At 45.2% G+C, this 19683-nt stretch carries 22 protein-coding genes and 1 pseudogene; 16 read left to right on the forward strand and 7 right to left on the reverse strand.

Annotated features, from left to right (window positions below; genetic code table 11):
- Positions 1 to 10: 10 nt before the first annotated feature.
- Positions 11 to 637 carry an ATP-dependent zinc protease gene (locus UF06_RS13455; RefSeq protein WP_045570900.1) on the forward strand — a complete coding sequence of 209 codons (627 nt, stop codon included), beginning with the start codon at positions 11 to 13 and terminating at the stop codon, positions 635 to 637.
- Between the two features lie 41 nt (positions 638 to 678).
- On the opposite strand, the gene UF06_RS13460 is transcribed toward UF06_RS13455, so the two are convergent.
- Positions 679 to 1215 carry a hypothetical protein gene (locus UF06_RS13460; RefSeq protein WP_045570921.1) on the reverse strand — a complete coding sequence of 179 codons (537 nt, stop codon included), beginning with the start codon at positions 1213 to 1215 and terminating at the stop codon, positions 679 to 681.
- A gap of 138 nt (positions 1216 to 1353) precedes the next feature.
- Positions 1354 to 1722, reverse strand: coding sequence for a NirD/YgiW/YdeI family stress tolerance protein (locus UF06_RS13465; RefSeq protein ID WP_045570922.1), 369 nt, complete (start codon positions 1720 to 1722; stop codon positions 1354 to 1356).
- A gap of 149 nt (positions 1723 to 1871) precedes the next feature.
- Here UF06_RS13465 and UF06_RS13470 point away from each other — a divergent pair, with 149 nt between their 5' ends.
- Genes UF06_RS13470 through modC form a run of 4 tightly spaced genes read left to right on the forward strand, consistent with a single transcriptional unit; the run spans position 1872 to position 5881 of the window.
- Complete coding sequence (locus tag UF06_RS13470; protein ID WP_045570923.1) at positions 1872 to 3323, forward strand: cobyric acid synthase; 1452 nt, start codon at positions 1872 to 1874, stop codon at positions 3321 to 3323.
- 13 nt (positions 3324 to 3336) lie between these two features.
- Complete coding sequence (gene modA / locus UF06_RS13475) at positions 3337 to 4092, forward strand: molybdate ABC transporter substrate-binding protein (protein WP_045570901.1); 756 nt, start codon at positions 3337 to 3339, stop codon at positions 4090 to 4092.
- Positions 4089 to 4778, forward strand: coding sequence for a molybdate ABC transporter permease subunit (gene modB / locus UF06_RS13480; protein WP_045570902.1), 690 nt, complete (start codon positions 4089 to 4091; stop codon positions 4776 to 4778). The genes modA and modB overlap by 4 nt, the downstream gene beginning before the upstream one ends.
- The gene (gene modC / locus UF06_RS13485) at positions 4775 to 5881 is read left to right on the forward strand and encodes a molybdenum ABC transporter ATP-binding protein ModC (RefSeq protein ID WP_045570903.1); all 1107 of its coding nucleotides are present in this window, start codon (positions 4775 to 4777) and stop codon (positions 5879 to 5881) included. The genes modB and modC overlap by 4 nt, the downstream gene beginning before the upstream one ends.
- A 200-nt stretch (positions 5882 to 6081) precedes the next feature.
- Here modC and UF06_RS13490 read toward each other — a convergent pair whose 3' ends face one another.
- Positions 6082 to 6519, reverse strand: a complete 438-nt coding sequence (locus UF06_RS13490) for a DUF3069 domain-containing protein (protein ID WP_039427471.1) — start codon at positions 6517 to 6519, stop codon at positions 6082 to 6084.
- Positions 6520 to 6658: 139 nt separating this feature from the next.
- On the opposite strand from UF06_RS13490, the gene UF06_RS13495 reads away from it, so the two are divergent.
- Positions 6659 to 7627, forward strand: a complete 969-nt coding sequence (locus UF06_RS13495) for a diguanylate cyclase (protein WP_045570904.1) — start codon at positions 6659 to 6661, stop codon at positions 7625 to 7627.
- 51 nt (positions 7628 to 7678) lie between these two features.
- Here UF06_RS13495 and UF06_RS13500 read toward each other — a convergent pair whose 3' ends face one another.
- On the reverse strand, positions 7679 to 8923 hold the full coding sequence (locus UF06_RS13500; protein ID WP_045570905.1) for a GGDEF domain-containing protein: 1245 nt from the start codon (positions 8921 to 8923) through the stop codon (positions 7679 to 7681).
- Positions 8924 to 9128: 205 nt separating this feature from the next.
- Between UF06_RS13500 and UF06_RS13505 the strand changes: the two genes are divergently transcribed.
- The 9 genes from UF06_RS13505 to UF06_RS24510 all read left to right on the forward strand — a co-directional run bounded on the left by UF06_RS13505 (position 9129) and on the right by UF06_RS24510 (position 17598).
- Positions 9129 to 9506: a late competence development ComFB family protein gene (locus tag UF06_RS13505; protein WP_045570906.1), complete on the forward strand. Its 378-nt coding sequence runs from the start codon at positions 9129 to 9131 to the stop codon at positions 9504 to 9506.
- A gap of 8 nt (positions 9507 to 9514) precedes the next feature.
- Positions 9515 to 9796 (forward strand): HlyU family transcriptional regulator, encoded by a 282-nt coding sequence (locus UF06_RS13510; protein WP_045570907.1) that lies wholly within the window; start codon positions 9515 to 9517, stop codon positions 9794 to 9796.
- 305 nt (positions 9797 to 10101) lie between these two features.
- Positions 10102 to 11658 (forward strand): Re/Si-specific NAD(P)(+) transhydrogenase subunit alpha, encoded by a 1557-nt coding sequence (pntA, locus tag UF06_RS13515; RefSeq protein WP_045570908.1) that lies wholly within the window; start codon positions 10102 to 10104, stop codon positions 11656 to 11658.
- 13 nt (positions 11659 to 11671) lie between these two features.
- Complete coding sequence (gene pntB / locus UF06_RS13520; RefSeq protein ID WP_045570909.1) at positions 11672 to 13066, forward strand: Re/Si-specific NAD(P)(+) transhydrogenase subunit beta; 1395 nt, start codon at positions 11672 to 11674, stop codon at positions 13064 to 13066.
- 159 nt (positions 13067 to 13225) lie between these two features.
- Positions 13226 to 14680: a sensor histidine kinase VxrA gene (vxrA, locus tag UF06_RS13525; protein WP_045570910.1), complete on the forward strand. Its 1455-nt coding sequence runs from the start codon at positions 13226 to 13228 to the stop codon at positions 14678 to 14680.
- Positions 14655 to 15317 (forward strand): response regulator transcription factor VxrB, encoded by a 663-nt coding sequence (gene vxrB / locus UF06_RS13530; RefSeq protein ID WP_045570911.1) that lies wholly within the window; start codon positions 14655 to 14657, stop codon positions 15315 to 15317. The genes vxrA and vxrB overlap by 26 nt, the downstream gene beginning before the upstream one ends.
- Positions 15317 to 16198: a DUF2861 family protein gene (locus tag UF06_RS13535; RefSeq protein ID WP_045570912.1), complete on the forward strand. Its 882-nt coding sequence runs from the start codon at positions 15317 to 15319 to the stop codon at positions 16196 to 16198. The genes vxrB and UF06_RS13535 overlap by 1 nt, the downstream gene beginning before the upstream one ends.
- 63 nt (positions 16199 to 16261) lie before the next feature.
- Entirely contained in the window at positions 16262 to 17392 is a 1131-nt protein-coding gene (locus UF06_RS13540) for a conjugal transfer protein TraF (protein WP_045570913.1), read from the forward strand.
- Positions 17393 to 17436: 44 nt separating this feature from the next.
- Positions 17437 to 17598 carry a YoaH family protein gene (locus UF06_RS24510; RefSeq protein ID WP_082069705.1) on the forward strand — a complete coding sequence of 54 codons (162 nt, stop codon included), beginning with the start codon at positions 17437 to 17439 and terminating at the stop codon, positions 17596 to 17598.
- Positions 17599 to 18080: 482 nt separating this feature from the next.
- Here UF06_RS24510 and UF06_RS13545 read toward each other — a convergent pair whose 3' ends face one another.
- Positions 18081 to 18407, reverse strand: a complete 327-nt coding sequence (locus UF06_RS13545) for a hypothetical protein (protein ID WP_045570914.1) — start codon at positions 18405 to 18407, stop codon at positions 18081 to 18083.
- A 438-nt stretch (positions 18408 to 18845) separates the two neighbouring features.
- On the opposite strand from UF06_RS13545, the gene UF06_RS13550 reads away from it, so the two are divergent.
- On the forward strand, positions 18846 to 19265 hold the full coding sequence (locus UF06_RS13550) for a DUF3653 domain-containing protein (protein ID WP_045570915.1): 420 nt from the start codon (positions 18846 to 18848) through the stop codon (positions 19263 to 19265).
- A 25-nt stretch (positions 19266 to 19290) separates the two neighbouring features.
- Here the strand turns inward: UF06_RS13550 and UF06_RS28205 are convergent, their stop codons facing one another.
- The gene (locus UF06_RS28205; RefSeq protein WP_264299474.1) at positions 19291 to 19416 is read right to left on the reverse strand and encodes a hypothetical protein; all 126 of its coding nucleotides are present in this window, start codon (positions 19414 to 19416) and stop codon (positions 19291 to 19293) included.
- 84 nt (positions 19417 to 19500) lie between these two features.
- A pseudogene (locus tag UF06_RS27185) lies at positions 19501 to 19683 on the reverse strand (ISAs1 family transposase); the annotation flags it as partial.

Raw genomic sequence — 19683 nt, forward strand, 5'->3', positions numbered from 1 at the left:
AGGTGATTAGATGAAGAATTGTCAACTTATTTTACCCTTACTACTTTGCGGCGGTCTGAGTGCGTGTGTTACAGCACCTATACAAGAGAATAAGGTCGAAAATAAGCCAGAAGTCAACAAAGAACAAACCGTCGAACAGGTAACCAAACAGCCTGAACCCATCGAGGCGGAACAACCCGTTATTGAGTTAAAGGCGAAAAAAACCTCAGATGGTAAGCTGATTCTCGGTGAAAAAGAGTGGGTTTATGTGCCTGGGTTAGAAGAAGCATTTCGTTCACGTATTGATACTGGGGCAACTACTTCATCCATTAGCGCCGTTGATATCGTCGATTTTGAACGTGACGGCAAAGATTGGGTTAAATTCAAAATCGAACATGACGGTATTCAGAGTAAAGAGATTGCTCTGCCTGTGGAGCGCTGGGTTAAAATTCGTCAATCGAGTGCAGAAGGAACGCAGCGCCGTCCGGTCGTTTTAGCTTGGATTCAAATCGGCGATCTCAAAGAAAAGACCGAGTTTACCTTAACAGACAGAACGCATCTTAGTTACCCAATGCTACTCGGACGCAGCTTCTTCAAAGATGTGGCCGTTGTTGATGTCTCACGCAAGTATGTTCAGGATAAACCGCAAAGCAAATAGCAAAAGGGACCAACACGGTCCCTTCGATTTTTATGCTCTGATCAGAAATGGAATCGTACTGACATCAATATTTGATGGCCGTAAATACCGTTATTACGAATGTCGGCGCCTATCGAAAGCTGCTGCGTTGAGTGGAATCTTGCACCGATACCAATGATGGAGGCCGTGTCATCATTAGAAATAAGTTGTCCAACGCGGCCATGAACTTCAATATTTTCCATCAACCAAATGCGGCTTCCAATGTTAATTTCGGTTTTCCACTCATCACCAATGGTATCGCTGGAGTCTGATTTCACGTTGTGCAGAAGCATTTGGCCGTAAATATCGGCAAATTGCCCCATTGGTCCATTAAAACCAATGCCCCCCGCGAGATCCCAGTCACCGCTAAATTCACTGTCAAATCGCGCGACAATGTGTGTATTTTCAGTGAAGTAGGTATTAAATTCAGCCCCAAACGTTCCAGGGCTCGAACCCATGCGCACCTCAAACATGTTGTAATTAAAGTTGTTTGCACTTGCTGCAATTGGGAGCAAAGTACATACACCCAACATTGCCGTTTTGAGAGCTCTACTTAGCATGTGATCTCCGAAGCCAAAAAAATAACGATCCATTATGACAAAAATAGCCTGCAATTAGCAGGCCAAATAAGTATAGGCGATGAAAATCAGTAGCATACCAGCATTTGGGCGCAAATTTAAATTCGATGGCCGTGTGGCTTAGAGTATAACGATTTGATCCACCTCGATTTCTGGTATTTTGCCACCTTCATACTCACCAAACAATCTTAGCTGCGTGGTTTCATTGATCGGCGTAGTCAAATGCACCTTGCCATCGAGCTCGACTTGTACCTCCGCGCTGCCATCTGAAAAGAGAAACGTGTCGTTATTTAACTGCTTGACGAACTTACCTTCCACCACCACATGTTTTTCGCTAAACATACTGGTTTCTTGGAGTAAATCTGCCACCTTACTGATTTCAACTGGGCCATTGAATTGAATGCCAGTATTGTGCGGGTAATCTTTGGCGACCGCGATGCTGGATACTAAGGTCATAACTGCTGCTGTGGTAAAAAATGCTTTTTTCATTTTATGATTCCTGTGTGGTTCAAGTACGTAATGGATTAAAACAAAGTTCATTTGAACCGCATCTGAGAAAGCCATTCATGTTCGATTCATTTCCCCTTTACGGCAAAAAAGGTAAGATAATCAACCTCTCATCATTTAGTAGCGATAGCATGAAATCGACAGTAACAACCCTTATGGTTCAGGGCACCACATCGGATGCGGGAAAGAGCGTCCTCGTGGCAGGACTATGCCGCGTCCTTGCACGCAAAGGGGTAAAAGTTAGCCCTTTCAAACCGCAAAACATGGCATTAAATAGCGCGGTGACCAAAGAGGGCGGAGAGATCGGTCGAGCGCAGGCGGTCCAAGCGATGGCGAGTAACATTGAACCAAGCGTGCACATGAATCCAGTCTTGATTAAACCCAATAGCGATACTGGGGCACAGATTATTTTGCAGGGTAAAGCCATCACTAACATGGACGCCTACGGATTTCATAATTACAAAAAAGTGGCGATGGAAACGGTACTGGATTCGTTTTCTAAGCTGAAAGAAGAGTATCAAGCGATTATGATCGAGGGGGCAGGCAGCCCGGCAGAAATCAACCTAAGAGAAAATGACATTGCCAACATGGGCTTTGCCGAAACGGCGGACGTGCCGGTCATTATTGTTGCGGACATTGACCGAGGTGGCGTGTTTGCTCATCTCTACGGTACTTTGGCTTTGCTTTCTCCGTCTGAACAAGCGCGGGTAAAAGGTTTTGTGATTAACCGATTTAGAGGTGATATCAAACTGTTGGAATCAGGCCTAGACTGGTTGGAAGAAAAAACCGGCAAACCTGTCATCGGCGTCTTGCCTTATTTGCATGGTCTAAACCTTGAGGCGGAAGATGCGATAACCTCGCAGCAGGAGCTTGGCCAGCAAATCAAGTTGAAAGTGGCGGTTCCCGTGTTTACCCGAATCAGTAACCACACTGATTTTGATGTCCTGCGCCTCAATCCAGACATTGATTTGAGGTACGTTGGCAAAGGCGAAAGGCTAGATAGTGCTGATTTGATTATTCTGCCCGGCTCAAAGTCAGTTCGCGACGATCTGGCTTATCTGCGTGAGCAAGGTTGGGACAAAGACATTCTACGACATCTGCGTCTCGGCGGAAAAGTATTAGGCATCTGCGGGGGTTATCAGATGCTCGGCGAATCGATTGCCGATCCTTTGGGCGTAGAAGGTGAACCGGGAGTCAGTGCTGGCCTAGGATTACTCAATGTAGACACAATTCTCACTGACGACAAATGTTTGACTAACACCAAAGGACAATTATCTCTTGACGGTAATTCGGTTACAGTGAGCGGCTATGAAATCCATGTCGGACGCACGAACGTACGTGAAACCCAACCCATTGTGTTGGAAAACGGGCAAGCTGAGGGCGCTTTGAGTGCTTGTGGCCAAGTGATGGGCAGTTATCTGCACGGCCTTTTCGATAGTGAGGCTGCATTAGCCCTGATTTGCCAATGGGCAAATGGAGCAAGAATCGAAGCGCGTAATTTTACACAGTTAAAAGAAGAGGCAATCAATCGTATTGCCGACGCCATCGAAACTCATCTCGATCTCAGCAAACTGAATCTATAAGAGGTGCAAACGCATGAAAAAGTGGCTTAGTTTGATGGTAGCGCTACTGACATCCTCAGGCGCTTTCGGCCAAGAAGAGGTCAGGGTGTACGCGGCATCGTCATTAACCAACGCCATCTCCGCCATCATCGAGATCTATCCTGCGCCAGAAGGGGTTAAAATAACGCCTGTCTATGGAGGTTCTTCATCGTTAGCGCGTCAGCTAGCAAGTGGAGCGCCTGGTGATATTTTTATCTCTGCCAACACCAAGTGGATGGACTACTTATCACAAGAACAACGGATTTCGCGTGACAATGTCACCAATTTGTTGGGAAACCAATTAGTGGTGATCACACACAAAGACAATGACGTCACTCTGGATATTCACTCCGCAGAGCAGTGGCAGCAACTCTTGCGCGACGACAGGCTGGCAATGGGCGATGCTAACTCAGTACCGGCGGGTATTTATGCACGTCAACTGTTCGAAAACTTGCACTTGTGGTCGAAAATTGAAAAGCGGGTCGCTCCGAGTAAAAATGTCCGACTGGCACTTGCATTGGTCGAAAGGCGCGAAGCCCTACTGGGCGTGGTGTACCAAACAGATGCTTTGCTATCAGAGAAAGTGAAAGTCGTGAACACACCAGATCCCGCTTTGTATGAGCCGATTATTTATCCTGCTGGTCTACTCTCAGATTCCAAACAAGCGAGCGCATTTTACCAGTTTCTCTTTGACGATGAGGCGAGAGCCATCTTTAGTCGATTTGGTTTCGTTAGCCTGGAGCGGCCGTGACAGATTTAGAATATCAGGCACTGCTGCTCAGTGTGAAAGTCGGATTCTATACGGTGCTGTGGCTTTTGCCTTTTGCCATTTTTTTTGCTTGGCTGTTGGCCAGAAAGCAGTTTTTCGGCAAAACCTTGCTAGACAGTGTGATTCATCTTCCGTTGGTCTTGCCTCCGGTAGTGATTGGCTACATTTTGCTCGTTCTAATGGGAAGGCAGGGCCTTTTGGGCGCGCCGTTACACCAGCTTCTAGGCATCAGCTTTTCTTTCAATTGGAAAGGGGTAGTACTAGCGTGCTGGGTCGTCTCTTTACCTTTGATGGTGAGGGCCATTCGGCTGAGCTTGGAAAACGTGGACATTAAGTTAGAACAAGTGGCGGCCACCTTGGGCGCATCGCCCTTAAAAGTATTTTTTACTATCACGTTACCACTGATGACACCGGGGTTAATCACCGGAATCACGCTTGCCTTTGCACGAAGCTTAGGTGAGTTTGGTGCCACCATCAGTTTTGTTTCCAATATCCCGGGCGAAACACAAACCCTACCGTTGGCCATGTTCAATTTCATTGAAACGCCAGGAGCGGAGATGCAAGCCGCCAGATTATGTATTCTCTCGATCGCGATTGCTTTACTCTCTCTCTTTATCTCTGAGTGGCTCAATCGCCGTGCTGCGGCGCGTTTGGGAGTCAAAATATGAATGTGTTAACCGTTCGATTTCGCCAACGCCTCGGGACGAGCGAGTTGGACATTAACCTGACTTTGCCTGCGAAAGGTATCAGTGCCATCTTTGGCCGCTCTGGTGCAGGGAAAACCTCCATAATAAACGCCATCAGTGGCTTAACTAAACCGCAAAGTGGGCGGATAGAGCTTAACGGCACATGTCTGTTCGATTCGATGCAAGAGATTGATCTGCCAACACATAAGCGCAAGATTGGCTACGTATTCCAAGATGCTCGCCTCTTTCCTCACTTTAGCGTCGAGGGCAACTTGCGCTTCGGGATGAAGCAAGATAAACCAGCATTGTTTGCCGAAGTCGTCGCACTACTGGCTTTAGAACCCTTGCTCAAGCGTTACCCGGCTTCGCTTTCTGGAGGCGAAAAACAGCGGGTGGCAATAGGCAGAGCGCTGCTCTCTGAACCTGCGCTGTTGCTGATGGATGAACCTCTGGCGTCATTGGATATCCCGAGAAAAAAAGAAGTGATGCCTTTTTTAGAGAGATTGGCTGATCACATTGAAATCCCGATCATTTATGTGACTCACAGTTTGCAAGAAATCCTCAGGCTGGCGAGTCATATCGCAGTGGTCGATCAAGGTGAAGTTGTCGCCAGTGGCAAATTGGAAGAGATTTGGCCGTCGCAAACATTAAAACCGTGGTTCTCTTTTGCAGATAAAAGCTCGCTTTTTCTCGCTAAAGTTGCGGAGCAGCATGCAAGCTACGCCTTGACACGGGTTCAACTGGCAGAAAATGTCTCAATTTGGATCCAAAAAGTGGATGTTTGCCTAGGTGTGGAGATCCGCCTTCAGATTAGAGCGAACGATGTCTCACTCACCCTTGTGCGTCCAGAGCAAACTTCCATTCGCAATGTGCTGCCTGCGACAATCACCCGCCTCGAAAAGCAACATTCATCGGCTGGTCAAGCAAGTGTCAATGTCGAGCTGCGCCTAGCGAGCAACTGCCATTTATGGGCAACCATTACGCCTTGGGCTTTGGATGAGTTGCAGTTAAGCGTGGGCACCCAAATCTTTGCGCAAATTAAAGGAGTCAGCGTTACACAGCGTGATATCGCCTTGACGCATTGAAGCAACGCGATCTCTGCGTGACAATCAGCGATTACTGAGTGACAGTGTGACGATTGGTGGCGTTTTTTAACGGTTTCAATCTACTGGCAATACTCGGTAGCTTTCGTCGTACAGCGGGCTGGATGAATTAGATCAACTCATGAAAGGACAATTGTCACTGTACGAATAAAAAAGCTGCTCTTTGAGCAGCTTTCAGGCACTTACTTGGCGAATACATCTTTGAAGTCACGCTTTAAGATAGGATCGCGACGCGCTTTTTTCAGCTGTTTTACCATATCTTTCACACAGTTAAACAAGACGTGATCAAGGAGTTGCGCACGATAATTGTCTTTTTCTTCTTCAGACATGCCTTCAGGCAATTTCATGGTGGGAAACTCTTCCATCACGTTGATACCAGCAAAGGCTTGGCTGACAGAAATGAGGGCATGAAACTGCTCAAAATTATCCAATACGTTTTGTGCGCTGGCAGGGATGCTATTCCACGCTTCGCGAACCGTTTCTTCTGACACTTCGTGAATAGACGTCACCATCTCGTACATGGCTTCCGGAACCTGATCAAACTCAATAACCTGACGCAGCTCAGGTGAAATAGTCGATAAGTCGATAGGTTGCTTTTCTGTGTTATTTGCTTCTGACATGACACGTCTCTCGAATTATAAAAAACGAATAGTAAGTCTAACCCGAAAAAAGTCAACGAATTACGATCTCCTCTGAGTGAAACCAACTGCCTGATATGATATACATTTAATAATAGTATAGAAGCCTTAAGGAAAGGCCATGATTCCAACGTGTTCTTCAATGCGAATTCTGCTCGTAGATGATGTTCAACTTGATCGCATGCAACTTGCGATGCGTCTCAAACAGTTAGGTCATTTGGTCGAAGCAGTTTCAAGCGGAAAAGAGGCGCTTTCCGTGTACGCAAACTTCGAACCCGAGCTCGTGTTACTCGATATCAATATGCCAGAAATGGATGGCTTTGCGGTTTCGCAAGCGATCCGAGAAATTTTTGTCGAATGGGTGCCGATCATTTTCTTAAGTAGCTACGAAGAACCGGAAATGATTGCCCAAGCGATAGCGGCGGGGGGCGATGATTATCTGATCAAGCCAGTCAACAAACTCGTTCTCAGTTCAAAGTTGATTGCCATGCAACGCATCGCAACCATGCGGCGTGAATTAAAGCAAAAAACGACCAAGTTAGCGGAACTGAATGAGCTTCTCCAACAGCAAGCCAATGAAGATGGCCTAACAAAACTCTTCAACCGACGCTATGTCGATCAGCAGTTGGCTGAAATGATTGGTTGGCATGGACGTCACCAAACGCCAGTCAGTCTTATCTTGCTCGACGTAGATCATTTCAAAGCGTTCAATGACAACTACGGGCATATCGAGGGCGACAAATGTTTGCAAGAAATTGCACGAAACATCAAAGCGCTCTTTAATCGTTCGGGCGAGTGTGTCGGTCGCTATGGAGGAGAGGAGTTCGTCGTCGTGCTGGGCGGAGTTGATCATCAGCATGCATTACACGCAGCAGAAAGAGTGCAAGGCATGATGAGTCGTCTCGCTTATTGTCATCACTATTCAGATGTTGCTCATTTTGTGACATTGTCACAAGGAGTATTTACCTTTATACCGCAAGGCAACGAAGAGATAGAATGGATTTATAAGCAAGCTGACCACGCCCTTTATCAAGCAAAGTTAGCAGGTCGGAATCAATTTGTTTCTGCTGAATCTTGCGCTACGATTTAAGTGCTTGGGCGTTTGCTCAGCTGAAGCGCTCAAGCGGTTCAGACGTCAATCTCACTCTAACTTTATTTTAACTTGGTTGCGGCCCGCCTTTTTCGCTTGATACAGGGCCTCATCAGCCAAAGTGCGAATGGCATCGGGATCTTTAGAGGTTCGACTATCGGACAAACCAATGCTCACCGTTATATTGACGGTTTTGGGTTTGTCATGCGCATTTCCACGGCGTCTTTTACCATTATTGTGATCGTCAGGACGAGTTTTATCATCACGAATCACCAGCTTGTAGCTTTCAATGTCAGCGCGAATATCGTCGAGGTACTCTTCAACGTCGCGAGCGCTTTTGCCTTTAAATACAACAACAAACTCTTCTCCGCCGTAACGATAGACTTTCGCGCCACCATTGATGTTTAGTAGACGTGAACCAACCAACTTCAGAACATCGTCACCAGTATCGTGACCATAGGTATCGTTGAATTTCTTAAAGTGATCGACATCAATCATAGCGATAGCAAACTTTCTTCCTAAATGCTTTAAGTCCATTTCTAAAGCACGTCGGCCAGGAATCTGAGTGAGGACATCAATAAACGCGAGCTCATGACTGGCTGAAATAACGTAGATGATCAGCAAGATACCTGCGAGTGAAAACATGGTACTGGAAATGTATTTCACATCAAAAAAGATAAAAGTGACAGACGCGAATAATAGACAAGAATAGATCACGACTTCAATTGGGCGGTTGTGCATCAGCACGAGAATCGCGGTGCTAAGAACCACACCAATACTATAGGCAACCAATATGAAAGGGAGTTTCGACACATAAGGAATTGAAAACAAAATGCCTTTTCCCCATTGTTCAACACCGACTTCATTAAAGTAACCGAGAAACACATACGACCAAAGCAATAAAGTGGCAAGTACGGAGATATAAACAGCGATCGAACGATGGTGCATCCCTGTCGCATTAAATAGGTAGACAATAAAACACGCACTCGGTAATAGAAAAGCGAGCAGGGACAATTCGATAAGTGCAGAACCGGATGAAAGGGGAATCTGAAGCCGATTCTGAATCACAAAGTACGCCATCAGCATCGCCATCGATATCATGGCAATTCTACCTTGCTTAAATACACTACAGAGCAAAAAAGCGGTAATGAGAAAGAAGTAGGGTAAGTTTGCGGCCAGTCCCCAATTAGCTTGCGTGACTAAAATGATGTTGTCCATACCAAAAAAGATGATCCCGAGTAAAAATAGGGGGAAAATCATTCTGAACTGCGCAGAGGTAACGAACGGTAATGCCATTAAAAGCAGCTATCCTATAAAACAAACTTATGTGCCGAATTAACCTGCTAGGATACGATTATTTCTCGATTTTCCAAGCTTTTTGCTAAACTTAGTTAGGAATTATTGACGGTGTTGGTAAAAGTGAAATGCGTAGCTTGGACGTCTATAAAGCTTTAGTATAGAGTGACTGAAAGAGACTCAATTAAAACAAGGAGTTGTATAGATGCAGATCAGTGTAGATGTACATAACTACATGGAAACTTTAGTGGGTCAAGTACTCGCTCGAGAAGAATATACACAAGAGTTCACATCCGAACAATTGGCCGATTTGGCGTGTCTGGCGCTCGTGCAACTGAAACCTGTCTATATCAGGCATGATATTGATTTTTTGTCGGCATTACCGGAAGCTCGATTGGTACAATTTAAAAGAAATAGCGAAATTGCGGTAAAAAATGCAGAAAGTATGATCATTGACGACCGAAGACAAAATCGCAGTTTCGATGATGTACCCGTGGTATTTTCGCACGTTAATTATGACGATGACGCTACGTTAGAATGGTTTGAGAAACCAATTTTGCCAACACATAAGACACATAAATAAGAGGTTAAATGGGATTTTTTTCGCGTCTGTTTGGTTTAGAGACGAAGCCGATTAAGCAGCAACAAGTTGAGCCTGTTGAATACAAGGGGTATTTGATATACCCAGAGAGCAAAGCTGAAGGAGGACAATTTCGAGTCTCTGGACGTATCACCAAGGGGAACGAAGGTGAGGTAAAAACCCACCATTTTATACGTTCTGATCTCCTAACATCCGAAAGCGATGCCAACGAACTGATGATTAAAAAATCGCAGATGTTTATCGACCAAATGAAAGACGACATATTTAGTTAAAAATATCTCAGGATTTGATTCCAGTCATCTTTGCTAGAGCCATTAGTGTTTATGCTGATGGCTCTTTTTGTTTTTGACACAAAAGTGCAATCTATGTGGTTGTAAAATAACCGATAATTTTAGGTCTGGTTGGACCTCTGTCTTGTTAGTGCATCATTGTTTTATCTCATGAAGTGCGTAAAGTTCATTCATTACGTGGGGTTATATGTAATGAAATTTTGTATTTTAACTACAAAATGCTTGAAGTCGCATTCTGTGTCCGATACAAAAAGATGAGTAACAAGACCAATAGTCAAGGAATAGCTATGCAAGTTGGTGTACCAAGAGAACGACTCGCGGGAGAAACGCGGGTTGCTGCATCGCCCAGTTCGGTTGAGCAGCTAATAAAATTAGGTTTCGATGTTGTCGTCGAAACGCAAGCGGGGGCTCTGGCGAGCTTCGATGATGCAGCTTACGCAGCGGCTGGTGCGAAGTTGGTGTCGTCTGAAGAAGCCTGGAATTCAGAGCTGGTCTTGAAAGTCAATGCGCCGATCGTTGACAGTGAAAATGGCATCGATGAGATCGGATTGTTGCAAGAAGGTGCGACCTTAGTCAGTTTCATTTGGCCAGCGCAAAACTCTCAGTTGATGGAGCAACTATCGAGTAAAAAAATCAACGTATTAGCTATGGATGCAGTGCCTCGAATTTCGCGCGCTCAAGCGCTTGATGCGCTCTCATCCATGGCGAATATTGCAGGTTATCGTGCGGTTATCGAAGCAGCGCATGAATTTGGGCGTTTTTTCACGGGGCAGATTACGGCTGCAGGTAAGGTGCCGCCAGCAAAAGTGTTTGTGGCAGGCGCAGGGGTTGCGGGTTTGGCGGCCATCGGCGCGGCAGGTAGCCTTGGTGCAATCGTACGTGCATTTGACGTTCGCCCTGAAGTGAAAGAACAAGTTGAATCCATGGGCGCACAATTTCTTTCGGTCGATTACCAAGAAACCGCAGGCAGCGGTGATGGTTACGCCAAAGAGATGTCAGATGATTTTAACAAAAAGGCCGCTGAGTTGTATGCAGCTCAGGCAAAAGATGTCGATATCATCATTACAACGGCATTGATTCCAGGCAAGCCTGCTCCTAAGTTGATCACCAAAGAGATGGTTGACAGCATGAAGCCTGGCAGTGTTATCGTAGACTTAGCCGCCGCGAATGGCGGGAACTGCGAATACACGGTAGCCAATCAAGTTTTTACTACCGAAAATGGGGTAAAAGTCATTGGTTACACCGACATGGTTGGAAGACTACCGACTCAATCCTCTCAGTTATACGCAACCAATTTAGTAAACCTTTTTAAGCTGCTGTGCAAAGAGAAAGATGGCACGATTAACATCGACTTTGAAGACGTTGTGCTTCGCGGCGTAACCGTCATTAAAGATGGTGAAGTCACTTGGCCAGCACCGCCAATTCAAGTCTCTGCCCAGCCCCAATCCCAGCCGAAAGTGGCTGCCAAAGCAGAGAAAAAAGCCGAAGAACCCGTTTCTCCGGTGAAAAAACTGCTTGGCCTTGCTGCCGCTGTTGGCACATTCGCTTGGATTGCGTCTGTGGCTCCTGCTGCCTTCTTGTCTCACTTTACTGTGTTTATTTTGGCTTGTGTGGTGGGTTACTACGTCGTTTGGAACGTGACTCATGCGTTACACACACCATTGATGTCTGTCACGAACGCCATTTCGGGCATTATTGTAGTTGGTGCGCTTTTGCAGATAGGTCAAGGAAACGGAGCCGTTACCTTCTTGGCATTTATTGCCGTATTAATTGCGAGTATTAACATCTTTGGTGGCTTTACGGTAACCAAGCGTATGCTCGAAATGTTCCGCAAAGATAAATAATAGGGAGTCATCAATGTCTGCAGGATTAGTACAGGCGGCATACATCGTTGCTGCTCTATTTTTCATCTTAAGTTTGGCGGGATTATCCAAACAGGAATCGGCTCGTGCAGGGAACTATTACGGGATCGCGGGGATGTCGATTGCCTTAATCGCGACCGTTTTTAGCCCGAGTGCGCAAGGCTTTGCGTGGGTAATTCTTGCCATGGTGATCGGCGGTGGTATTGGTATCCACTTTGCGAAAAAAGTTGAGATGACTGAGATGCCGGAACTGGTTGCGATTTTGCACAGCTTCGTGGGTATGGCGGCCGTGTTGGTTGGCTACAACAGCTTTATCGCGCCACCACAACCGGTTTCTGTCGATGTCGCAGGAATGCACGCTGAACATGTCATTCATTTAGTCGAAGTTTTCCTTGGTGTGTTTATCGGGGCGGTAACCTTTACTGGTTCGATCGTTGCGTTTGGTAAGCTACGCGGGGTGATCTCTTCATCGCCGCTAAACTTGCCGCATAAGCACAAAATGAACTTAGCAGCGATCGTCGTTTCAACTCTACTCATGCTCTACTTCGTGAAAACCGACGGAAGCATGTTTGCGCTCATTGTGATGACGTTGATCGCGTTTGCATTTGGTTACCACTTAGTGGCGTCTATCGGTGGCGCAGATATGCCAGTGGTGGTTTCGATGCTCAACTCCTACTCAGGTTGGGCAGCGGCAGCAGCAGGCTTTATGCTGGCAAACGATTTGCTGATTGTCACGGGCGCGCTTGTTGGTTCTTCTGGTGCCATTCTGTCTTACATCATGTGTAAAGCAATGAACCGCTCTTTTACCAGTGTTATTGCCGGCGGTTTTGGTCAGGAAGTCGTTATTTCGTCAGATCAAGAATATGGTGAACACCGTGAGGTCAGCGCAGAAGACGTGGCTGAAATGCTGAAAAACTCAACCTCTGTCATCATTACACCAGGGTATGGTATGGCTGTTGCGCAAGCTCAATATCCCGTACATGAAATCACTGAGAAACTACGAGCTCAAGGCATTAATGTCAGATTTGGTATTCACCCAGTCGCGGGCCGTTTACCTGGCCACATGAACGTTTTGCTTGCAGAAGCGAAAGTGCCTTACGATATCGTACTTGAGATGGACGAAATTAATGAAGACTTCTCAGAAACCGATACCGTTTTGGTCATTGGTGCAAACGACACGGTTAACCCTGCCGCACTGGAAGACCCAAATAGCCCGATAGCGGGAATGCCCGTGCTAGAGGTATGGCACGCGAAGAACGTTATTGTGTTCAAGCGTTCAATGAACACGGGGTACGCAGGTGTTCAAAACCCTTTGTTCTATAAAGAAAATACGTCGATGCTATTTGGTGATGCAAAGGAGAGTGTCGACGCCATTTCTAAAGCGCTTTAAGCGGCACTGATACAACTCTCAAATCTCAAAGGTCGGTGAAAACCGACCTTTTTTATAACAAACGAGAACCTCTGCGCGAAATACCAAGCCATGAAAATGTCTATTTTTGTGAATATGTTGTATATTGGGGCCAGATTTCACTGTACTTAATCGTTAATTTTGTTCAAAAAGCGACTTTTCTCACTCATCATTAATCTTCTAATCCTGCCGCAAATTGCGTTGGCAGATTCGTTGCCAGAGCGCATAGACCGCTTTACCGAATTATTCGACTACCATAGTGCAGTTAAAAGCTATGACATCCGCGATATGCAGTCGACTTTCCCTACGCGCTTACTTTCTCCCGAATCCATGCAGCCACAAACGGCGAGCTACCCACTTAAAGATATACAACAGCTTTATCAACTGTCTAAAACCTGCAACGGAAAATTGCCTCTCAGTCCATTGATCACCGAGCCCTTAGTATTTACACGTGCGATGTGTAAAGGCTCTAAATTGACCTCTCGCTGGTTCTCACGTTCCGCGCTGATTCATCCCGGTGGTGGTACTTATGCGGCAAGATACGTCGAGAAATACCCAGAAGAAAAAGAAACGCTCAAGAAATACATGCATATCCAGGAGCGAGAGGAAGATCAAGGCGATGAATTGCTTACCAGCCTGAAATCAATGGATGAAGAAACCATAAATGCATTGATTTCGGGGGCAAACATGTTCCTTGAGAAAGATAACCTGTGGCTTCGTCGTGGCGATTACTACTATATTTTTGAGCAAGAGATTTGGTCAGCGAATGTTGAAAAAGCTGGTTTATCACTAACTTTGGCGTCCGATGCCGGAAGCTGCTTCGTCCAAAGAGGCAACATCTGCTGGAATCTAGAAGATCATTCGCAAGTGTTGCGCATATCAATGATCGTCCTCGTGATTGCCAACATCATGCTCGTAGCGGGTTGGGCGGTTTATCGTTGGAACAGTAAACGACAAGAGATGAAAAGTCGTATGCTGGTGCTACAAATTCTCACGCATGAACTTCGCACTCCGATTGCTAGTCTATCATTAACGGTCGAAGGGTTTCGCCGAGAATTTGAGCACTTACCGGAAACCGTTTATGATGAGTTTCGAAGGTTGTGCGAAGATACCCGCCGATTAAGGCAACTCGCAGAAGCAAGTAAAGATTATCTTCAGTCAGACAATCAGCCTTTAGCAACGGAATGGATACCTTCTGTCGAAGAGTGGCTAATGTTTAAACTGGAAGACCAGTTTCCCGAAAGTGTACAACTTTGCATTGATCGTGATGTAGCAGCAAAAATTAATGTTTATTGGTTGGGAACTTGTGTTGACAATCTTATTCGAAATGCAGTGAAGTATGGTGTTGCGCCTGTCGTTTTGAACGTAAGCACCAGTGACAGTAAATTAATAATTGAAGTGAAAGACAATGGCGTACTGACCAGTAAAGACTGGACGCATTTACGTAAGCCATTTGTCAGTAAAAGTGGTTTAGGGCTTGGCCTAACCATTGTTGAATCTATGGTTGGACGAATGGGAGGAAAAATGAAACTCATTGGTCCACCAACTACGTTTATTTTGGAGATACCTTGTGAAACAGACGTTGCTACTCGTTGAAGACGATAAAAATCTGGCAGATGGCCTATTGGTGAGCTTGGAGCAGGCAGGTTACGAGTGTTTGCACGCCGAAAGTATTTCTGAAGTGGAGCCGCTTTGGCAAAAAGCCGACTTGGTTATACTGGATAGACAATTGCCAGATGGTGATTCAGTCTCGCATCTTCCTGAGTGGAAGAAATCAAAGAATATACCGGTAATTCTGCTAACAGCTTTGGTCACCGTAAAGGACAAAGTGGCCGGACTGGATTCAGGCGCAAATGACTACTTGACAAAACCCTTCGCAGAAGCTGAATTATTCGCCAGAATCCGCGCGCAGTTGCGTTCCCCTGAAACATCAGAGCAGCTCAATATTGACCAAGTGGTGACAGAAAATCTGGTCATCGATAAATCAACCCGAGAAGTCTTTTTTAAAGGTGAGCAAATTACATTAACGAGAACCGAATTTGATCTATTGCTGTTTTTAGCGAGCAACTTGGGACGAGTATTCACTCGAGATGAGTTGCTTGACCATGTATGGGGTTATAACCATTTCCCAACTACGCGTACAGTAGACACCCATGTACTGCAACTACGCCAAAAGCTTCCTGGACTCGAAATTGAAACGCTGCGTGGCGTGGGTTATAAGATGAAAGGCTAATGCGCAGTCTCGTCCTTACTTCATTCGTTGCATCTCTCTTCGTTCAACCAGTCTACGGGGTAGACTGGTTTGAGAAGAATACGCCACTAACTCAAGCCCACAAACATCTTCTGGAAGATGATCTATCCGGCATGTTTGATTCGTTTGTCGAAGTCTGGCAATCATCACCGAATGATACCTTGAAATCGCACCTTAATGAGCTGCTGATATTATCTTTAGAGCGCGATTGTGGAAAATCACTCACCAAGAAAAAGCTGCCTGTATGGGTAAGCGGCGTCAATATCATCCGACAAACCATCCAAAGTCCCGGTAGGGATACTCACCGACTTGTTATTGATGTGAGATCAACGCGTTCTCTTAGTAATGTGAGTATTACACGCTGGATAGACCGCTCCGTTTCGGCAGATAGCCTATTTAATGAAGTCTCTGGTGACGGTGTCACGATTAGAGAAAACGAAAAACGTTACCAAAAGCGCTACAATTTATCAGGAAAACTGGAATCTGGACTCTATCGCCTTCTTATCGAAGCAGAAGATGGTAGTGATTGGAGTGGCTGGATAATTCTTGGAGAGCCCACAGCTCCTCAATATGTCCGTTGGGCATCGAAAGAGAATTGGAAGGTGGAAAAGCGTGCATTGATGAATCCATATTGTCCACTGCCAGAGATGAATGTAGGGTTATATGACTTCGTCAATGGACAATACGAACGGGTATGGAATAAGACCTATGAGTCTGACTATCCAGAAAGCCTTGAGCTTGAGGGCATTCCAAATGAGCGTTATGTCCTTGCCGTTAGCCTTAACACAAAACGTTGGCAAGGGGACATTATCGTTGAACAATCCCAGACCATCAGCCGTACCTACGATATTACGCAAGAATAAACGGCTAAATAAATCTTCTTCACTGCCGATACAAAACAAAAAGAAATCTCAGGATTATTTATCATGAAGATGAAAAACCGATATCTCGCAGCGGCCATCGCCACACTATGTGGTTCATCTGTCGCCAATGCCGCTAATTATGCTATTGAAGCACGAAGTGATGCGATGGGTGGTGTAGGGACGGTATCTGCCACTTATCTTACCGCTCCTTTCTTTAACCCAGCACTCACTGCCGTTTATCGCAGAAACGATGATGCAGGAATGATCATTCCAAGTTTTGGTATTAGCTACAATGATCCCGACAAACTGGTCGATCAAATTAAAGATCTTGGCGATCTTATTGCTGCTAGTGATCCTGGCGTCGTCGACGCGTTGAATAATATCAATGGTGATCAGCTCGACCTTGAAATCGGTGGTGTTGTCGCTTTTGGTATTCCAAATAAGTTTCTTTCTGCCACCATCTACGGTAAGGCCTACACAGAATCTTTCGTGACACCAACAATTGCGCCTGGGCCGGATCCAGATAACAGCTACGTACAAGCCGTATCTGTCGCGGTGACAGAAGTTGGCGTATCGCTTGGTAAATATCAGACTTTTCTCAACCAACATATGGCGTTTGGCGTAACGCCAAAGCTACAGCGAGTTTATACCTACTCCTACGCATCCACGTTTAGTGGCTATGATTCTGGAGATCTGCGCGAAAACGAAACTGCGGAAACCATGTTTAATCTTGATGCAGGAGCGCTCTGGTTTTACGGACCATTTAGAATCGGAGTGGCAGCGAAAAATCTTGTAGGTCGAGATATAAAAACCAAAGAATACACATTCGGTGGGACAAGTCCAGCCACCACAATTACCTCATATGATTATAGTATGAGGCCACTTTATACTGTCGGAGCAGGGATCGTCTCCGATTACTTCACACTGAGTGTGGATTACGATCTCAATGAAGAGAAGAAGTTCTCCGCTTTTGATGACAACACACAGATGCTTAGAGCGGGCATTGAAGTCGATCTGCTGCGGCAACTGCAGCTAAGGGGAGGCTACATGAAGAATATGGCCCGAGATACTGACGACACGATTACCGCAGGTATTGGCATATCCCCACTAAATCTGTTCGAACTGGATATTTCTGCCCGCTACACCAATGAAAATGCAATGGGTGCATCCATTAATTTCCTTGCGACCTACTAATCATCTCGCTATAGTCGGCTCCAAAGTAAAGGAGCCGAATTTTTATGTTTGATGATTTGCAACCGTTATCACATCAAGAACAGCAAAAAGCTGTAGAGAGAATCCAGAAACTTATGTCCGAGGGAATGAGTACAGCCCAAGCAATAAAAATCGTTGCAGAGCAGATTAGGGCAGAGTACAAGTCTAACGACAAAGCAACTCACTAGGTACAACCCCACAATAAAGCCGAAGTCAAAAAAGCAGAGCCAAAGCGCTCTGCTTTTTTTTTGCAAATAAATAACTCAAACACAGATCAATAGGTAAAGCCTATCTTTTTTGCCCTCTGAACTTTTGTCATAAAAGACCTTTGTATTGATGTTAAAATCAACGAAATCAATATGATATAACAGACATTAATACCAAAGCGACACCCTGTAATAAATTTTATGTAATTAAGTTACATAATGAAATAGTAGGAAGGCTATCCCACGACATATTGCTCTGATTAAAAATAAAAGTGACAACGTAATCACTTACGCTTCCTTGTTGCATAAGCCGTGCTCACTCTATAAGTGGTATTACTCATGGGGCTATTGCCACAGTTCGGACAAGGTCTTTGTCGGTTCACCTTGTGCAATCAGTTTCCCTTCACCTACACGATCCACGGTTGAAGGGGTAGCGCACATGGCCTCTGACCGGGTTAGGGTGATTACTCATGCTCACCTCCGTTGACGTCTTGCACTTGGCTCAGTTCAGAAAGGTTTGTTTGGATGTGTTCGCGGTATTTGCTGCGCGCTACGTTGTTGAGTTTGGCGAGTTGTTCCAGTTGCGCGAAGAAATTCGACGGTAAGCCCAACGCCTCGGGGGAAAGGTTTTCACTGAACAGCGCTTTAGTGGCTTTGAACATCACGTCTTTCATGTCCATCGCTTTGAAGCGTTCTATTTCAGCGCTAACGTTGTCTTTGTCTGTGAGTTGATCGGCTGCATCGAGCGCCTCCAATGCGCGCTGACATCCAGTGATAGAGAGTTTATTCATATTTCCTGCCGCCCGACGGTAAGGTTATTGAGTAAGCAGCTCGGTGTATACGGCATCGTTTGCCGCATCGAGTTGGGTTAATTTGGTTTTGTTGGCAATCATCGCTGAACGCTCCAAGAATCAGCGTGCAATTGGCGCATTTGAGAGGCTAACAGAGAACCAAAAAATAGCATGAAATGGCAGGCAAAAATAAAATGTAACGCATTGATTTAATAGCATTAGTTACCTTTCTTTTTGTCTATATTGGTGCGCATTATGTGCAGGTTATGTAAAATACCTAATCTACTAATAATTATATTATTATTAGCGGATTAACGACCTATTAAGCACCTCGAAATTTTTCAATTTGTTATAAAATAGGTGCTTTGGGTTTGTTGTCGGGTATATCATCTAAAAATATGATTTTTGTCCATTTAAATAAAATGAGACAAAGATCACATGTGTAAAAAGGTAAGAGACGAGCTCTATAACTTCGACCTACATATAAACCACGTTTCCGACTTATTACTTTGGCATTTTGATAGTGACAAAGAGGTGGCGGAATATTTCGGCGTGTCTGTTCAAACGGTTCGCAACTGGAAAACCAAGCGCAACTGGCCGCTTTCTGTCGTCCGGCTGCTGTTGGTTATGCATCGTGGCTACCTGCCTACAACCAAGGCATGGCGGGACTTTAAGATAAAAGGGGATGTGATTTACACTCCCGGAGGTCGGGCGATATCGGCTTATGACTTGATGGAACTCGATATAAAGATGTCCCTCGGTCATAACGTCGTTCAGTTCAGGCGAAAAAAAACGAATTCTAGATCTGTTCGTTATTTTCGCAGATTTTCTAATAGGGCATTAATTAAGCCAAAATAAAGCCCCTTGCGGGGCTTTATACATATTATTTTCGACGCACTTTGCGTTTTGTTGTTGGTTTCTTAGCCTCAATAATGCGGCCACCTTTGCCAAATCGAAAACCTTTTTTCAACGTACCGTTTGTTTTTAAAGCCTGTTTTTTAGTTGCCATCTTTCTTTCTCTCTTGTTCTAAAATAGTGATTCTTAAATTATGGGCGTTGGTCACTTTCGTCAGCAGGGCGTCCGCATGAATGGTTAGAATTTAGTCATTGACTTAAATCCAGCAACTAAGACTTGCTCCAAGAAGCCGGGGTTCATCATGCAACGTTTCTGCTTCATTGGCACACTAATTTTGCTTGGCTCAGCTCTTAGCATGTTAAGTGCCATGTGTCTTAAACCTGCCAAATTTTCAGCCGCGTTTTGTCGGTAAATCTGACA

The sequence above is a fragment of the Vibrio sp. S234-5 genome (genome assembly GCF_000960595.1).
Lineage (GTDB): Bacteria > Pseudomonadota > Gammaproteobacteria > Enterobacterales > Vibrionaceae > Vibrio.

Coding starts and splice junctions, on each gene's coding strand:
- UF06_RS13465 (WP_045570922.1), bottom strand. CDS start 1,722: ATGAAAAAAGCATTTTTTACCACAGCAGCAGTTATGACCTTAGTATCC.
- UF06_RS13495 (WP_045570904.1), top strand. CDS start 6,659: ATGATTCCAACGTGTTCTTCAATGCGAATTCTGCTCGTAGATGATGTT.
- UF06_RS13540 (WP_045570913.1), top strand. CDS start 16,262: ATGAAGATGAAAAACCGATATCTCGCAGCGGCCATCGCCACACTATGT.
- modA (WP_045570901.1), top strand. CDS start 3,337: ATGAAAAAGTGGCTTAGTTTGATGGTAGCGCTACTGACATCCTCAGGC.
- UF06_RS13505 (WP_045570906.1), top strand. CDS start 9,129: ATGCAGATCAGTGTAGATGTACATAACTACATGGAAACTTTAGTGGGT.
- UF06_RS13550 (WP_045570915.1), top strand. CDS start 18,846: ATGTGTAAAAAGGTAAGAGACGAGCTCTATAACTTCGACCTACATATA.
- UF06_RS13470 (WP_045570923.1), top strand. CDS start 1,872: ATGAAATCGACAGTAACAACCCTTATGGTTCAGGGCACCACATCGGAT.
- UF06_RS24510 (WP_082069705.1), top strand. CDS start 17,437: ATGTTTGATGATTTGCAACCGTTATCACATCAAGAACAGCAAAAAGCT.
- UF06_RS13510 (WP_045570907.1), top strand. CDS start 9,515: ATGGGATTTTTTTCGCGTCTGTTTGGTTTAGAGACGAAGCCGATTAAG.
- pntB (WP_045570909.1), top strand. CDS start 11,672: ATGTCTGCAGGATTAGTACAGGCGGCATACATCGTTGCTGCTCTATTT.
- UF06_RS13500 (WP_045570905.1), bottom strand. CDS start 8,923: ATGGCATTACCGTTCGTTACCTCTGCGCAGTTCAGAATGATTTTCCCC.
- UF06_RS13460 (WP_045570921.1), bottom strand. CDS start 1,215: ATGCTAAGTAGAGCTCTCAAAACGGCAATGTTGGGTGTATGTACTTTG.
- modC (WP_045570903.1), top strand. CDS start 4,775: ATGAATGTGTTAACCGTTCGATTTCGCCAACGCCTCGGGACGAGCGAG.
- pntA (WP_045570908.1), top strand. CDS start 10,102: ATGCAAGTTGGTGTACCAAGAGAACGACTCGCGGGAGAAACGCGGGTT.
- UF06_RS13545 (WP_045570914.1), bottom strand. CDS start 18,407: ATGAATAAACTCTCTATCACTGGATGTCAGCGCGCATTGGAGGCGCTC.
- UF06_RS28205 (WP_264299474.1), bottom strand. CDS start 19,416: ATGGCAACTAAAAAACAGGCTTTAAAAACAAACGGTACGTTGAAAAAA.
- UF06_RS13455 (WP_045570900.1), top strand. CDS start 11: ATGAAGAATTGTCAACTTATTTTACCCTTACTACTTTGCGGCGGTCTG.
- UF06_RS13535 (WP_045570912.1), top strand. CDS start 15,317: ATGCGCAGTCTCGTCCTTACTTCATTCGTTGCATCTCTCTTCGTTCAA.
- UF06_RS13490 (WP_039427471.1), bottom strand. CDS start 6,519: ATGTCAGAAGCAAATAACACAGAAAAGCAACCTATCGACTTATCGACT.